Annotated in this window: 9 protein-coding genes; 4 read left to right on the plus strand and 5 right to left on the minus strand. The window is 70.0% G+C overall.

Annotated features, from left to right (window positions below; translation table 11 throughout):
- Positions 1 to 211 precede the first annotated feature (211 nt).
- Positions 212 to 853 (minus strand): TetR/AcrR family transcriptional regulator, encoded by a 642-nt coding sequence (locus ACIRL2_RS06980; protein WP_402230652.1) that lies wholly within the window; start codon positions 851 to 853, stop codon positions 212 to 214.
- Positions 854 to 1,145: 292 nt separating this feature from the next.
- Here ACIRL2_RS06980 and ACIRL2_RS06985 point away from each other — a divergent pair, with 292 nt between their 5' ends.
- The 3 genes from ACIRL2_RS06985 to ACIRL2_RS06995 all read left to right on the plus strand — a co-directional run bounded on the left by ACIRL2_RS06985 (position 1,146) and on the right by ACIRL2_RS06995 (position 4,994).
- Positions 1,146 to 2,099: a tetratricopeptide repeat protein gene (locus ACIRL2_RS06985; RefSeq protein WP_402230654.1), complete on the plus strand. Its 954-nt coding sequence runs from the start codon at positions 1,146 to 1,148 to the stop codon at positions 2,097 to 2,099.
- 457 nt (positions 2,100 to 2,556) lie between these two features.
- Positions 2,557 to 3,192, plus strand: a complete 636-nt coding sequence (locus ACIRL2_RS06990; protein ID WP_395873450.1) for a DUF6230 family protein — start codon at positions 2,557 to 2,559, stop codon at positions 3,190 to 3,192.
- Between the two features lie 77 nt (positions 3,193 to 3,269).
- The gene (locus ACIRL2_RS06995) at positions 3,270 to 4,994 is read left to right on the plus strand and encodes a DUF6114 domain-containing protein (protein WP_402230656.1); all 1,725 of its coding nucleotides are present in this window, start codon (positions 3,270 to 3,272) and stop codon (positions 4,992 to 4,994) included.
- A 64-nt stretch (positions 4,995 to 5,058) separates the two neighbouring features.
- Here the strand turns inward: ACIRL2_RS06995 and glgB are convergent, their stop codons facing one another.
- From glgB to ACIRL2_RS07015, 4 genes are read right to left on the minus strand one after another with little or no spacing between them, the layout of a single operon-like run.
- Complete coding sequence (glgB, locus tag ACIRL2_RS07000) at positions 5,059 to 7,338, minus strand: 1,4-alpha-glucan branching protein GlgB (RefSeq protein WP_395873448.1); 2,280 nt, start codon at positions 7,336 to 7,338, stop codon at positions 5,059 to 5,061.
- A 48-nt stretch (positions 7,339 to 7,386) separates the two neighbouring features.
- Positions 7,387 to 8,838, minus strand: coding sequence for a maltokinase N-terminal cap-like domain-containing protein (locus tag ACIRL2_RS07005; protein WP_395873447.1), 1,452 nt, complete (start codon positions 8,836 to 8,838; stop codon positions 7,387 to 7,389).
- Positions 8,835 to 10,529 (minus strand): maltose alpha-D-glucosyltransferase, encoded by a 1,695-nt coding sequence (gene treS, locus ACIRL2_RS07010; RefSeq protein ID WP_355532028.1) that lies wholly within the window; start codon positions 10,527 to 10,529, stop codon positions 8,835 to 8,837. Before treS ends, ACIRL2_RS07005 begins: the two co-directional genes overlap by 4 nt.
- On the minus strand, positions 10,526 to 12,823 hold the full coding sequence (locus tag ACIRL2_RS07015; protein WP_402230660.1) for a maltotransferase domain-containing protein: 2,298 nt from the start codon (positions 12,821 to 12,823) through the stop codon (positions 10,526 to 10,528). The genes treS and ACIRL2_RS07015 overlap by 4 nt, the downstream gene beginning before the upstream one ends.
- 419 nt (positions 12,824 to 13,242) lie before the next feature.
- Here ACIRL2_RS07015 and glgP point away from each other — a divergent pair, with 419 nt between their 5' ends.
- The gene (gene glgP, locus ACIRL2_RS07020) at positions 13,243 to 15,855 is read left to right on the plus strand and encodes an alpha-glucan family phosphorylase (RefSeq protein ID WP_395873445.1); all 2,613 of its coding nucleotides are present in this window, start codon (positions 13,243 to 13,245) and stop codon (positions 15,853 to 15,855) included.
- Positions 15,856 to 15,921 lie beyond the last annotated feature (66 nt).

Raw genomic sequence — 15,921 nt, forward strand, 5'->3', positions numbered from 1 at the left:
GCCGGCCGGGCTGGATGAGTTCGGCTCACGTGGGGCGTCGGGGTCGCTGGGGTGGCCTCATGCGCCGGCCGGGCTGGATTGAGTTCGGCTTACGTGGGGCGTCGGGGTCGCTGGGGTGGCCTCATGCGCCGGCCGGGCTGGATTGAGTTCGGCTTACGTGGGGCGTCGGGGTGGCTGGGGTGGCCTCGAGCGCCGGTCGGGCTGATCGGCTTCAAACGCCGGCTGGGCTGATCGGCTCGGGGCTGGTGGGTAGGAGGCCGGTGACCACGAAGGTGGTGAAGCGTTGGACCCAGGCGTCGGAGGCGGGTTCCGCGCTTACCAGGACGTGTTGGACCACCGTGCCGGCGATGACGTCGAAGATCAGGTCCACGTCTATGTCGCCCGGGGCGGAGATCTCGCCTCGGGCCTTGGCTCGGGCTCGGCCCTCGACGACGAGGCGCTTTTGCGGGTCGACGACCTCTTCGCGGATGCGCCGCCGCAGGGCCGGGTCGCTGGTGGAGTCGGCGACCAGGCCCATCAGGGCGGTGCGCATCTCCGGGCGGCCCAGGAGCGCGGCGAAGCGGCGGACCACGTCCTCGATGTCCGCGCGCAGGTCCGGACCCTGGTCCGGCAGGTCGAGGGTGTCGAGCATCTCGGCGACCGCGGCGATGGCCAGATCGTGCTTGGAGTGCCAGCGGCGGTACAGCGTGGTTTTGGCCACGCCCGCGCGCGCGGCGACGTCGCCCATGGTCAGGCCCGCCCATCCGCCGTCGGCCAGCAGCGCTCGCGCCGCGTCCAGGATCGCGTCGTCCGCGGTGGCGCTGCGTGGGCGTCCCTTGCGCTGTAGGGGCACTCCCGCCGATTCGTCGTACACGGGCGGTCATGTTACCGGCTGGTACCGTGCGGGGCGGTGGCGCAACTCACATCCGCCATTCGCGATGCCACGGTCGCATTCCCCCCGGCGCTCCCCTTACGCTACGAGCCGTAGCGAATCGCGGTGCCTGGATGGGGATTCGAGCACACGATCGCGACTGACGACCTGTCAAGGGTCGTCGTCCGTCCCGGGGCCCGCATCCTGCGGGGACCGGGACGCGACGAGGCTTCGAACGTGCGCCGGTGGGTCGCCCCGTGCATCGTTCGGCTTGCTCTCGGGGGAAGATGTCTACATGCAGCCACGGAACATGTCCATGCGCGGAGTAGTCGACCTCGGCGCGGTCAAGGCCGCCGCCGACAACGCCGCCAAGCGTGCGGCCGCGCCGGCCGGGAAGCCCGCCGCCGCGTCCGGTGCCCAACGGGTCGTCATCGACGTCACCGAGGCCACCTTCGAGACCGATGTGCTCGCGCTCTCCCAACAGGCCCCCGTCGTGATCGACTTCTGGGCCGAGTGGTGCCAGCCGTGCAAACAGCTGAGCCCGCTGCTGGAGCGCCTGGCCGAGGAGTACGCCGGCCGCTTCGTGCTCGCCAAGATCGATGTGGACGCGAACCCGCGTCTGGCCCAGGAGTTCGGCATCCAGGGCATTCCCGCCGTGATGGCGGTCGTCGGTGGTCAGCTCGCGCCGCTGTTCCAGGGCGTGGTGCCCGAGGCGCAGGCGCGGCAGGTGCTGGACCAGCTCGTCCAGCTCGGCGAGGAGCGGTTCGGCCTGACCGGTGTCGCGGTCGACGGTGAGCCCGCCGCGGCCCCCGCCGACGACGAGGAGGAGCCCGCCGGGGATCCGCTGCTCGCGGCGGCGGACGAGGCGCTGGAGCTCGGTGATCTGGACGGCGCGGCACAGGCGTTCCGCAACGTGCTCTCCGACCACCCCGCCCACGCCGAGGCCAAGCTCGGCCTGATCAACACCGAACTCCTGCGGCGTACCCAGGAGGTGGACCCGGAGAAGGCTCGCGCGGACGCCGCCGAGCATCCGGACGACGTCGCGGCGCAGACGCTCGCGGCCGACCTGGACATCCTGGACGGCCGGGCGGACGAGGCCTTCGCGCGGCTCGTGGAGACCGTGCGGCGGACCTCGGGCGAGGAGCGCAACACCGCGCGACTGCACCTGCTCGACCTGTTCGAGATCGTCGGCGCGGACGACCCGAGGGTGCCCAAGGCCCGGATGGCCCTTGCGGGCGTGCTCTTCTGATCCTGCGTCAGGCGCTCGCTTTGTCGATGAAGCCCCGGTCGTTCTCGTGGTCGAGAGCGATCGGGGCTTCGTCTTTACCCATCTTTGACTCGGGGCAATTTCCCTAGCCCTGCGTGGCATTTGGTGATCTCCGCGTGATCCGCTAACGGACCTTTGCCACGAAATCGGATCACTCGACGTCGGTGTCGATACCGCGCTGTGATCCGGTGGCGGGTGTCGTTCGAAGGTCCGCGTTACTCACCGGTAACGAACCTCTTGTGTGCCGACCCGGTCGTGAAAGATGATCGGGCCGCTCGATCCGTGTCCCATTCGCCCCGGCAGCCGGTCGGTGGCTCGGACGCGGACCTCCCCATCCAGGCCGTGCCGGTCCGTCCCAGGACAGGCAGGCCCTCCCTCCATGCCCCGCCACGTGCGGCCCTGGTCCGCATGAGGAGGGGACTCTGTCCCGAGGAGGACCATGGACAAGAAGGTTCAGGCGGGTAGCGGCAAGACCCGCTGGAAGCGATTCGGCATCGTGCTCGTCCCGGTCGCGGCGATGACCGTCGGTATGTTCGCGGGCGTCGCGAACGGTGCCATTCCGGTCGACATCGCGGTGTCCGGGGGAAGTTTCAAGGTCAGCGCCGCGGAGCTGCAGGCGAACGAGTTCTCCCAGTACGGCAATTTCGTCAAGAGCCCGGGTGGTCAGAAGCCGGTGGCCGTGGCCGCGATCGGCGACGCCAGGATCACCAAGCTGTGTCAGTCGGTCGAGGTCCCCGGCATCGGTGTGGTCCTGCGCATCGAGGCGGGTGGCGACGGTTCGCCGGCGACCGCGAAGAACATGACGCTCGCGATGGACGCGCTCGACGGTGATGCCGAGTTCGAGAACATCGACATCGGTGTCGACGCTTCCCGGATGGCCAAGGGCACCCCGGAATCGCCGTGGGCCAAGGGGCCGGCGGCGATCGGCAACGGCGCGCCGGGCATGTTCGGCCAGCAGGCGACCAAGGCCACGTTCACCAACGTCAAGCAGTCGGCCTGGCTGGTCACGGCGACCAACTTCAAGCTCAACGGCCTGCACCTGAAGGTCGGCGGCAAGGACAAGGTCTGCTTCTGATGTGCCGTCGGCCGCGAGCGGGTCTCCCTGCTCGCGGCCGGTCCGCCATACCGGAGCAACACCTCAGGGAGTGATTCGTGACCGCAGCACAGCCGCAGCCCAACGCGCTCGTGCGCCGGTGGCGGGCGTTCGGGAGGTGGCGGCGCGTTCGGCCGTTCTGGGCCGGGCTGTTCACCATGCTGGCCGCCGGGCCCATCCTGTGGGCGCCGTACGCGTCGCTCAAGGCCGGCGACGTGACCGTCCAGCTCAAGCAACACAGCGGTATCTCGGCGCTGTTCATCGGCGTGATCCTGATCATGCTCGGCATCGCCACCTGGCTCAATCCGAAGGTACGGATCTACCTCGGCGTCTTCACCATCATCGTGTCGCTGGTGTCCTTCATCGTGGCCACCTTCGGTGGCTTCGGGCTGGGCATGTTGTTCGGTCTGATCGGCGGGATGCTCGCGGTGTCGTGGGCGTACGCCGAACCGCCGAGCGACGCGGAGGAGGCCGAGTCCCCGGCCGACGACGACCGGGACGGCGACGACGACGGACGGCCCGGGCCGGACGGGGACGACCACGGCGACACCCTCGTCGAGGACGGCTTCCTGGCCCAGGCGCTCCACGGGAAGGCCCCTGATGCCTCGGGGGAAGCACCCACCGGGTCGGTGACGACCGACCGGCCCGGTGAACCCTCCAGGGCGATGACCTCGCCCCGCGTCGCGCTGACCGCGATCGTCACCGCGATGGTCGGTGTGGTGGGCGTGGTGGGCATTGCCCACGCGTCCCCCAGCGATCCGCTGCCGGACAACCCGTACGCGGACGGGCCGTGCGTACCCGCGAGTGCCACGGCCTCCACGAGTGCGTCGGGTTCGGCGTCGGCATCGCCGGCCGAGTCGAGCGCGGCGCCGAGTGCCGGCAAGTCGTCGACCTCGGTGCCCGCCGGCAAGGCGGCTCGGCCGACGGCGGCGCAGGGTCCGGCGGGCGAAGCCACGCCCGTCATGCCGACGCCGGCGCAGAGCACGGCGGCGCCGACGAGCAAGGCGCCGGAACTGAAACTGCCGGAGCTGAAACTGCCGGAACTCGAGCTGCCCGAGCTGAACCTGCCCGGGTTGCCCGGACTCGGACTGCCCGGAATCAAGCTGCCGTCCGCGGCGTCGTCTGCTCCGGCTGCTCCGGCTGTCCCGGCGGCCCCGGTCGCGCCGGTCGGCTCGGCGTCGACCACACCGACGGCCTCCGCGAAGCCGTCGGTCAAGTCCTCGGCGAAGCCCTCGACGACGTCGGCCAAGCCGTCGGCCACGTCGTCCTCGGCCGTGCCCAAGGACGGCAAGTCGCCCTTCCCGTGCCCGGTGCAGGGCCCCGTGAACGCCAAGAGCGGCGGCGGACTCCCACCGGTAGCGGTGGATCCGCTGGTCCTGAAGTCCAGCCTGCTGGCCATGGCCGGGCTGAACTACGAGGGCGTGGTCAAGGTGAAGACGCACACCGGGACGGAGGAGAACGCGCTCAAGTTCACCGTGTCCAAGGGCATCGACATCTGGAACATGTCGATGACGGTGAAGGAGGAGGGCGGCAAGGACATCGTCATCTCGTCCGACGAGGGCAGCAAGTCCTGGATGGACGCGGACATCCCGACGACGATGTACGTGAAGTACCTCAAGGGCAACATCTTCGGGATCGTCCCGATCACGTTCACGCCCGAGAGTCCGCCGCCGATCAACATCCCGATCGTGTTCTTCACGAACGTGGAGAGCTCGATGTACGCCCAGTTGGGCGGCAGGCTGCACATCCCCGGCTACGGCATCAACAAGGCCGGGATCAAGTAGTCCGCCGGCCGGCGCGCCACGCGACGCGCCCCGGGACCCACGCGGTTCCGGGGCGCGTCGAGTGCTATTCGGGCACGAACCACACCGTGGCCAGCGGGGGCAGCGTCATCGTCGCCGAGGCCGGGCGGCCGTGCCACTCCGACTCCTCGGCCGTGATCTCGCCCTGGTTCCCGACGTTGGCGCCGCCGTAGCCGCCGGCGTCGGTGTTGAGCACCTCGCGCCAGCGGCCCGCGTGCGGCAGACCCACCCGGAAGTCCTCGCGGACCACCGGGGAGAAGTTGCACACGCAGACCAACTGCTCACCGGCCGCGCCGATCCGGATGAAGGACAGCACGTTGGACGCCGCGTCGCCGCCGTCGATCCAGGAGAAGCCCTCCGGCCGGGTGTCCTGGGTCCACAGCGCGGACCTGCCCCGGTACACCGTGTTCAGGTCGCGGACCAGCCGCTGGATGCCCTGGTGTTCGGCGTGGTCGAGCAGCCACCAGTCCAGACCCCGCGCCTCGGACCACTCCGCGCCGTGGCCGAACTCCGAGCCCATGAACAACAACTGCTTGCCCGGATGGGCCCACATGAAGGCGAGATAGGCGCGCACGTTGGCCATCTGCTGCCAGCGGTCGCCCGGCATCTTGTCCACCAGCGAGCGCTTGCCGTGCACCACCTCGTCGTGACTGATCGGCAGGATGTAGTTCTCGCTCCAGGCGTACATCAGCGAGAAGGTGATCTCGTTGTGGTGGTGTTGGCGGTGGATCGGCTCCTTCTGGATGTACTCCAGCGAGTCGTGCATCCACCCCATGTTCCACTTGAAGCCGAAGCCGAGCCCGCCGCCGTCGGTGGGGCGGGTCACCCCGTCCCACGCGGTGGACTCCTCGGCGATGGTCAACACCCCCGGCACCCGCCGGTACAGCGTCGCGTTCATCTCCTGGAGGAAGGCGACCGCGTCCAGGTTCTCCCGGCCGCCGTGCTGGTTCGGCGCCCACTGACCGTGCTCGCGCGAGTAGTCCAGGTAGAGCATCGAGGCGACCGCGTCCACCCGCAGGCCGTCGATGTGGAACTCCTCGCACCAGTAGACCGCGTTGGCGACCAGGAAGTTGCGCACCTCGTGCCGGCCGTAGTCGAAGACCAGCGTGCCCCAGTCCGGATGTTCGCCCCGGCGCGGATCCGGGTGCTCGTACAGCGGTGTGCCGTCGAACCGCGCCAGCGCCCACGCGTCCTTGGGGAAGTGCGCCGGCACCCAGTCCACCAGCACGCCGATGCCCGCGCGGTGCAGCGCGTCGACGAGGTGGCGGAACTCGTCGGGGCTGCCGAAGCGCGACGTGGGCGCGTAGTACGAGGACACCTGGTAGCCCCACGACGGCCCGTACGGGTGTTCGGCCACCGGCAGTAGCTCGACGTGGGTGAAGCCCATCTCGGTGACGTAGGCGGGCAACTGCTCGGCGAGTTCGAGGTAGCTCAGGCCCGGCCGCCACGAGCCCAGGTGGATCTCGTACACGCTCATCGCCGAGGTGTGGTGGGTGACCTCGGCGCGCTTTTCCAACCACTCCTTGTCCGCCCAGGAGTAGGTCGAGGTGTGCACGACCGACGCGGTGGAGGGCGGCAGTTCGGTGGCGAAGGCCAGCGGGTCGGCCTTCTGCCGGGACACCCCGTCGCGGCCGAGGATCTCGTACTTGTACTTGGTGCCGTCGCCGACGTCGGGAACGAACAGCTCCCAGACCCCGGACGAGCCGAGCGAACGCATCGGGTGCGCGATGCCGTCCCAGTAGTTGAAGTCGCCGACCACCCGCACACCGCGCGCGTTCGGCGCCCAGACCGCGAAGGAGGTGCCGGCGACGGGTCCGTTCGCGGTCTCGAAGGAGCGCACGTGCGCGCCGAGCACCTCCCACAGCCGCTCGTGCCGACCCTCGGAGATCAGGTGCAGGTCGAACTCGCCCAGGGTGGGCAGGAACCGGTACGGGTCGTCGGTGTGCAGCTCGGTGCCCTCGTAGCGGACCTCCAGCCGGTAGTCGGGCACCGTCGAGCCGGGCAACAGACCGGTGAACAGGCCCTCGGCCTCGTGGGTCAGCTCGACCCGGTGCTCGCCGGTGACCACGATCACCTCACGGGCCCACGGCCGCAGCACCCGCACCACCACGCCGTCGACGCCGGGTACGTCCGGGTGCGGGCCGAGCAGCCCGTGCGGATCGTGATGACCGCCTTCCACGAGCCGGCGCAACTCGTCGGCGGCCAGCGGCGGTACCACCGGGGTGCCGGCCGGGCGGGTGCGGCTGCGCGTGCTCCGACGCGGAGCGGGACGGCCGGCGACCCCGCCGCCCTCGGATGACGCGGTGCTGTGCGGACGGGCCGTCACGGATGGGACCTCCTGAGACGTGGGTGCTGAAACGGAATCGACAGGTCGTCAGTGCGGCTGCGGTGCGCGTTCGGCCAGCCGCCGGATCGCCGACATCGGCACCGGCAGCCACGAGGGTCGGTTGCCCGACTCGTACATGACCTCGTACACGGCCTTGTCGGTCTCGAAGGCCCGCAACAACACGGGCTCGGAGTGCGGGTCGAACGAACCCGCGTCGGCGTACCCCGCACAGAAGGCTTCCCGGTTGCGGGTCGCCCATTCCTCCGCGCGGCGCACCAGGTGCGGTGCGGGCGCCCCGCGACCCCAGAACCCGCCACCGCCGGCGAGCAGGTGCCGGGCCGCGTAGTCGAACGAGCGCAACATCGCCGCGATGTCGCGCAGCGGCGAGTGCAGCGAGCGTCGTTCGCTCAGCGGCCGGGCGGGCTCGCCCTCGAAGTCGAGCAGCACCCACCGGGTGGCGGTGCGCATCACCTGACCGAGGTGGAAGTCGCCGTGGATGCGCTGCAACGGGACCGGATGCCCGTCCCGACCCAGCGTCTCCAGGTCCTGATACGCCTCGCGCAGCCGGTCGGTGAACGGCGCCAACTCCGGCACCGCCTCGGCCGCCGCGTGCAATCGGCGCTCCATGTCCTGCGCGATCGCGGCCAACTCCGCCTCGCCCGCCACCGAGGTGGGCAGCGAGCGGGCCAGGTCGGCGTGCACCTCGGCGGTGGCCGCGCCGAGTCGGAAGGACTCGCCGGCGAAGTCGCCGCCGGTCTCGTGCGCGTGCGGACCGGCGCCGCGCACCTCCTGGCCGGCGTACAGGTCGCGGACCGAGGTCTTGGCCAACTCCCAGCCGTCGGTGCCGGTGCGCAGGTATTCCTGGAGCAGGCCGAGCGTGGTCGGTTCGGCGTCGGTGTCCGGGAACGGCATGTCGAACCAGGCGATCGGCGCCGGGATCCGCCGCGAGCCCGCGCCCGCCAGCGCGAGCGAGACCTCCAGGTCCGGATTGACGCCGGGCACCACGCGCCGGAACAGCTTGAGGATCACGTCGTCGCCGAAGATGATCGACGTGTTCGACTGCTCGGCGCCGATCACCAGGCCGACGTGTTCGGGGTCGGGGGCCTGCGCGCCGGGCCGGTGGAAGGCCAGGGAGCCGACGGTGTCCGCGGCGACGAACCGTTCCGGCAACCACCGGGTCAGCTCGGCGTCGTGTACCGCGTCGTAGAGGCTGCTGCCGTTGGGCAACCGGCCGATGGCCGCGTGCGCCAGCCGGTCCGGCAGGGTGCCCCGAACCCCGAGCAGGAGTTGGTAGTGCTCGGGCGTGGCACCGTGCTCGACCCGCAGCAGCACGTGGTGCAGCGCGGGATCGCCGGAGACCACTTCGAGACTGTGGACCACGCCGACCCCACGAAGAGGTCGGCCCTTGCCGGCGAACCATCTCTGCTGCGGCAGCCAGTCGCGCAGCACGGCGATCACGGCGGAGGCAGTCGGATCGTGGGGTCGGGTGGAATCCGTCACAGCGTCATTTCTCCACGGGTGAGGCGGAACCAATAGAAACCGTGCCCCGCGAGGGTGAGCAGATACGGCAGCTCGCCGATCGCGGGGAACGTCACCCCCCCGAGCAACTCGACCGGTTCGTACGTCTCGAACTGCCGCAGGTCCAGCTCGGTGGGCTGGGCGAAGCGCGAGAAGTTGTGAACACACAGCACGATGTCGTCCTCGTATTCGCGAAGGAACGCCAGCACGCTGGGATTGGACGAGGTCAGCTCGTTGTACACACCGAGCCCGAAGGCCGGGTTCTGCTTGCGCACCTCGATCATCCGGCGGGTCCAGTGCAGCAGCGAGGAGGCGTTGGACATCTGCGCCTCGACGTTGGTGACCTGGTAGCCGTAGACCGGGTCCATGATGTTCGGCAGGTACAGCCGACCCGGATCGCACGTGGAGAAGCCCGCGTTGCGGTCCGGCGTCCACTGCATCGGCGTGCGCACACCGTCGCGGTCGCCGAGCCAGATGTTGTCCCCCATGCCGATCTCGTCGCCGTAGTACAGGACGGGCGAGCCCGGCAGCGACAGCAGCAGCGCCGTGAACAGCTCGATCTGGTTGCGGTCGTTGTCCAGCAACGGCGCGAGCCGACGGCGGATGCCCACGTTGGCCCGCATCCGCGGGTCCTTCGCGTACTCCTTGTACATGTAGTCGCGTTCTTCGTCCGTGACCATCTCGAGGGTGAGCTCGTCGTGGTTGCGCAGGAAGATGCCCCACTGGCAGTTGTCCGGGATGGACGGGGTCCCGGCCAGAATCTCCGAGACCGGGTAACGCGATTCGCGGCGGACCGCCATGAAGATGCGCGGCATCACCGGGAAGTGGAACGCCATGTGGCACTCGTCGCCGTCGCCGAAGTAGTCCACCACGTCCTCGGGCCACTGGTTGGCCTCGGCCAGGAGCACGGTGTCCGGGTACTTGTCGTCGATCTCCTTGCGCACCCGCTTGAGGAACTCGTGGGTCGCGGGCAGGTTCTCGCAGTTGGTGCCCTCCTGCGCGAACAGGTACGGCACCGCGTCCAGTCGGAACCCGTCGATGCCCAGGTCCAGCCAGAACCGCAGCCCGGCCAGCATCTCCTCCTGCACGCGCGGGTTCTCGTAGTTGAGGTCCGGCTGGTGGCTGAAGAAGCGGTGGAAGAAGTACTGCTTGCGCACCGGGTCGTAGGTCCAGTTGGAGGACTCGGTGTCGACGAAGATGATCCGGGCGTCGCCGTACGCCTTGTCGTCGTCGGCCCACATGTAGTAGTCGCCGTACGGCCCGTCCGGGTTGTTCCGCGACTCCTGGAACCACATGTGTTGATCGCTCGTGTGGTTCATCACGAAGTCGATCACCACCCGCATGCCGCGCTTGTGCGCCGAGTCGACGAACTCGACGAAGTCGGCGAGGTCGCCGAACTCGGGCAGCACCGCGGTGTAGTCGGCCACGTCGTAGCCGCCGTCGCGCAGCGGCGACGCGAAGAACGGCGGCAACCACAGGCAGTCGACGCCGAGCCACTGGAGATAGTCCAGCTTCTGGGTCAGGCCCTTCAGGTCGCCCACCCCGTCCCCGTTGCTGTCCTGGAAGGACCGCACGAGGACCTCGTAGAAGACGGCTCGCTTGAACCACAGGGGATCGCGATCCCGCGACGGGGTGTCGTCGAAGGTGTCGCGGACGGGTTCGTTGACGATCACGGGCTGTTCCTCCGGACCGAGAAGAGATGCGCGGGCTCGTGCGCCGGATCCAGCCGCACGTAGTTGTGCCGACCCCAGCGATAGCCGGCTCCGGTGAACTCGTCCTGCACCGCGAAGGTGTCCTGCCAGTCCGACCCGAGGGCGGGCAGGTCCAGGGCGACGGTGGCCTCGTGCGTGTGGTGCGGATCCAGGTTCACCACCACCAGGACCAGGTCGTCGACATCACCCACACGGGTGCGCTTGGAGAAGGCCATGACCGCATCGTCGTCCACGTGATGGAAGGTCAGGTTTCGCAGACGTTGCAGACTCGGGTGGCGTCGGCGCATCCGGTTCAGCGTGGTGATGTACGGCGCCAGCGAGCGTCCCTCGCGCTCGGCCCCGGCCCAGTCGCGCGGGCGGAACTGGTACTTCTCCGAGTCGTGGTACTCCTCGCTGCCCGCCTTGACCGCGCGGTGCTCGAACAGCTCGAAGCCCGAGTAGACGCCCCACGTCGGGGAAAGCGTGGCGGCGAGCAGGGCCCGGATCTTGAACGCGGCGGGCCCGCCGTACTGCAGGTAGGCGTGCAGGATGTCCGGGGTGTTCACGAAGAAGTTCGGCCGCATGTAGGAGGACGCCTCGCCGGTGGTCAACTCGGTGAGGTACTCCTGAAGTTCGTCCTTGCCGTTGCGCCAGGTGAAGTACGTGTACGACTGCTGGAAGCCGACCTTGGCCAGCGTGCGCATCATCGCCGGTCGGGTGAACGCCTCGGCCAGGAAGATCACGTCCGGGTCGGTCGCGTTGATCGTGGCGATCACCTCCTCCCAGAACATCACCGGCTTGGTGTGCGGGTTGTCCACCCGGAAGATCCGCACGCCGTGCGCCATCCAGTGCCGCAACACCCGCAACGTCTCGGCGACCAGACCCTCGAAGTCGGCGTCGAAGTCGATCGGGTAGATGTCCTGGTACTTCTTCGGCGGGTTCTCCGCGTAGGCGATGGTGCCGTCGGCCCGGTGCCGGAACCACTCCGGGTGCTTCTCGACCCACGGGTGGTCGGGGGAGACCTGGAGCGCGAAGTCGAGCGCCACCTCCATCCGCAACTCGCGGGCCCGGGCCACGAACGCGTCGAAGTCCTCGATCGTGCCCAGGTCGGGGTGGATCGCGTCGTGCCCGCCCTCGGGCGAGCCGATCGCCCACGGCGACCCGGGATCGTGCTCGCCGGCCTCGAGCGAGTTGTTGGGCCCCTTGCGGAACGCCCGGCCGATCGGGTGAATCGGTGGCAGGTAGACCACGTCGAAGCCCATCGCGGCGATCTGCGGCAGGCGTTCCATCGCGGTCCGGAAGGTGCCGCCGCGCGGCGGGTGATTGCCGGCGGGGTCCACCACCGCGCCCTCGGAACGCGGGAAGAACTCGTACCAGGACCCGTACAACGCGCGCTCGCGCTCGACCCGCAGCGGATGGCGCGCCGAGCTGGTGAGCAACTCCCGCAGCGGATACCTGGCCAGCACTTCGTCCAGCACGCTCGACCGTGCCGCGGCGAGTCGTTCGGTGGGGCTGCGCGTCTCGTCCCGGACCGCGTCCACCGCGGCCAGCACGACCGCCCGCAGGCCGTCCTTCTTGGGCACGCCGGCGGCGGCCCGCTCCAGCAACTGCGCGCCCTCCTCCAGCACCAGGTCGACCTCCAGGCCGGCCGGGACCTTGATGCCGGCCGCGTGCCGCCAGGAGGCGATCGGGTCGCCCCACGCCTCGACGGCGTAGGACCACAGGCCCTCGGTGGTCGGCGTGACGCTCGCGTGCACCCGGTCGGTCCCGGGCGCGCCCGGAAGCATCGGGGTGAGCGCGCCGGCCCGGCCGCGCGGGTCACGCAGCACCACGCCCGCGGCCACCGCGTCGTGGCCCTCGCGAAAGACCGTGGCGGCCACGGGGAACGTCTCGCCCGGGATCGCCCGGGCCGGCCGGGTGCCGCCGTCGACGGCGGGCTCGACGTCCAGGATCGGGATGCGCCCGATCCGCGGCGTCACCGGTTTGGCCGATCTCCCGGCGCGCGCGGGTGACTTGGCCGCGGCGGGCGGCGCGTCGGGTTGCGCGGCAAGGGGCCGCGCCGGCTCGGGCCGCACGGTGCTCGCCTTCGTCGCGCTCGCCTCGGGTGCCGGCTTCGTCGTCGCACCGGGCGCCGGCCCGGTGGCCGACGTCGGTTCGGGCCGCGCGGCCCTCGACTTCCCGGCGGTCGTCTTCCGTGCCGCGGCCTTGTCGGCCGCGACCTGCCCCGCCCGGGGTGCGCGGGCGCCCCCGGGGTCCTTCTCAGCCGAACTGGTCATGCCGAACTCCTGTACCCACGGACGGGCATCCCGTGCGCGTCGCGCGCGATACACCCGTACGGAAACCCACTCGATACCCCGATTGCCGGACCCGGGAGTGGCGGAAAACCGACCCGGCGGCGACCGGTGGGATCGCTCGGGTCCACCTCTCACCGCTGCGCGGCGGCCATTGCTCGTGACGCGACCACCAGGCGGGGACCGGGTGGGGCCCGGCCCGCGATCGTGGACGGTGGATGTCTGGTGTGTCCGCGATACGGCGGGACGGAAGGACCCGGCTGTTCAACGATCGTCAAGTCGCTCGGGGCACGGTCCATATGGTGTAAAAACGCCCCCAGACCCATCCGCAAGATCTTGCCGGCTTTGCAAGCGCACTGCATCCACTGTCGCAAGTTCTGCCGCCTTCCGGCTAGGGTCGCAGCGTGAGAGCAATCCGCAGATTCACCGTGCGTACGGTTCTGCCCGCTCCGCTGGAGCCACTGGGTGAACTGGCGATGAACCTCCGCTGGTCCTGGCACGCGGAGACCCGCGACCTGTTCGAGTCGATCGATCCGGACACCTGGGCCTCGGTCGGCCGAGACCCCGTCCGCCTGCTCGGCACCGTGCCGAACGACAAACTCGGCGCCCTCGCCGACGACCGCCGCTTCCTCGCCCGACTGCGGGTGGCGGCCGAAGACCTGCACGAATACCTGACCGGACCTCGTTGGTACCAAACCCTGTCGGAGGCTGCTCCCGGCCCCGACGCGCCACCGGCGGCGATCGCGTACTTCTCGCCGGAGTACGGCATCACCGCGGCACTTCCGCAGTACAGCGGCGGTTTGGGCATCCTCGCGGGCGACCATCTGAAGGCCGCGAGCGACCTGGGTGTCCCGATCGTCGGAGTCGGCCTGATGTACCGCCACGGGTACTTCCGGCAGTCGTTGTCCCGGGACGGGTGGCAACAGGAGCGCTACCCCCTCCTGGACCCCAACGAGTTGCCACTGACGCTCCTTCGGGGTGCCGACGGTGCACCCACACGAGTGGTCATCGGACTCCCGACGGGTGAGTTGCACGCGCGGATCTGGAAGGCCCAGGTCGGTCGGGTGCCACTGCTGCTGTTGGACTCGGACATCGAGGAGAACGAGCCCGCCGAACGCGAGGTGACCGACCGGCTGTACGGCGGCACGAGCGAACACCGCTTGCATCAGGAGATGCTGCTCGGCATCGGCGGGGTACGGGCTTTGCGGGCATTTTGCGAGATCACCGGTCATCCGGCGCCCGAGGTCTTCCACACCAACGAGGGCCACGCCGGCTTCCTGGGCATCGAGCGCATCCGCGAGTTCACCCAGACCGAGGGGCTGGACTTCGACGCGGCCCTCGAAGCCGCCCGCGCGGGCACGGTGTTCACCACGCACACCCCCGTGCCGGCCGGGATCGACCGGTTCGGGCGCGATCAGATCCAGCGGCATTTCGGCGGCGACCTCGCTTGTCCGGGGGTTCCGGTGGACCGGGTCCTCGCGCTCGGCGCGGAGACCTACCCGGACGGCGATCCGGGCGTGTTCAACATGGCCGTGATGGGCCTGCGGCTCGCCCAACGGGCCAATGGCGTGAGCAAGCTGCACGGACGGGTCAGCCGGGGCATGTTCGACGGCCTGTGGCCAGGCTTCGACACCACCGAGGTACCGATTACCTCGATCACGAACGGCGTACACGCGCCCACGTGGGTGGACGCCGATGTGCTGGACCTGGCCGGCCGCGAGGCGGGCGTCGAACTCACCGAGGACCCCTCGGCGTGGGCGGCCATCGATCGGCTCTCGGCCGGCTCCTTGTGGGAGCTGCGCCGGGGGCTGCGCGCGAAGCTGGTCGCCGAGGCGCGGCTGCGGCTGCGCGCGTCCTGGAAGCAACGCGGCGCGGGCGACGCGGAATTGGGCTGGATCGAGGGCGTGCTCGATCCGGACGTGTTGACCATCGGGTTCGCCCGCCGGGTGCCCTCCTACAAGCGGCTCACCCTGATGCTGCGGGATCCGGCCAGGTTGCGCGGGATGTTGCTGCACCCGGAACGGCCGGTGCAGATCGTCATCGCGGGCAAGTCGCACCCGGCCGACGAGGGCGGCAAACGACTGATCCAGGAACTGGTGAGGTTCGCCGACCGCGAGGACGTGCGACACCGGATCGTCTTCCTGCCGGACTACGACATCGCGATGGCCCAGCACCTGTACCCCGGGTGCGACGTGTGGCTGAACAACCCGCTGCGCCCGCTGGAGGCGTGTGGCACCTCGGGGATGAAGGCCGCGCTGAACGGCTGCCTGAACCTGTCCATCCTGGACGGGTGGTGGGACGAGTGGTACGACGGTTCGAACGGTTGGGCGATTCCGACCGCCGACGGGATCACCGACGTGGACCGCCGGGACGACCTCGAGGCCGGGGCCCTGTACGACCTGATCGAGAACTCGGTCGCGGCCAGGTTCTACGACCGGGGGCCCGAGGGCCTGCCCACCCGGTGGCTGGAAATGGTCCGGCACACGCTGGCCACGCTCGGCCCGAAGGTGCTCGCGGACCGGATGGTCAAGGACTACGTCGACGTGCTGTACGCGCCGGCGGCGTTGTCCGGTCGGGCGATCACCGGCGCGGCCGCGCGCGAGTTGGCGGAGTGGAAGGCGCACGTGCGGAGGTCCTGGGCGGGCGTCCGGGTCGATCACGTGGAGTCGGGCGGGATAGGGGACGCCCCCGAGGTCGGCAACACGCTGAACCTGCGGGTCTTCGTCTCCCTGGGCGAACTCGCGCCCGCCGACGTCGAGGTCCAGGTCGTGCACGGCCGGGTCGACGACGCGGACCGGATCGTGGAGAGCACGGTGGCGCCGCTCAAGGCGGGGCACCGGGACGAGCACGGTCGCCGGTTCTACGAGGGCTCGTTGGCCCTGGATCGGACCGGTCCGTTCGGCTACACCGTCCGGGTGATGCCGACCCATCCGCTGCTCGCGGGTCCGGCCGAACTGGGCCTGATCGCGGCGCCGCCGGAGAGTGAGGGCTTCGCGGAGGGCATCGCGCTGCGCTGACCGCACTCGCTCGACCGTTCGGGCCCCGCCGTCCTTGTCGACGGCGGGGCCCGAACGTGCTTTCTC

The organism is Embleya sp. NPDC127516, assembly GCF_044765325.1.
GTDB lineage: Bacteria > Actinomycetota > Actinomycetes > Streptomycetales > Streptomycetaceae > Embleya.

Coding starts and splice junctions, on each gene's coding strand:
- ACIRL2_RS06990 (WP_395873450.1), top strand. CDS start 2,557: ATGGACAAGAAGGTTCAGGCGGGTAGCGGCAAGACCCGCTGGAAGCGA.
- ACIRL2_RS07015 (WP_402230660.1), bottom strand. CDS start 12,823: ATGACCAGTTCGGCTGAGAAGGACCCCGGGGGCGCCCGCGCACCCCGG.
- ACIRL2_RS06985 (WP_402230654.1), top strand. CDS start 1,146: ATGCAGCCACGGAACATGTCCATGCGCGGAGTAGTCGACCTCGGCGCG.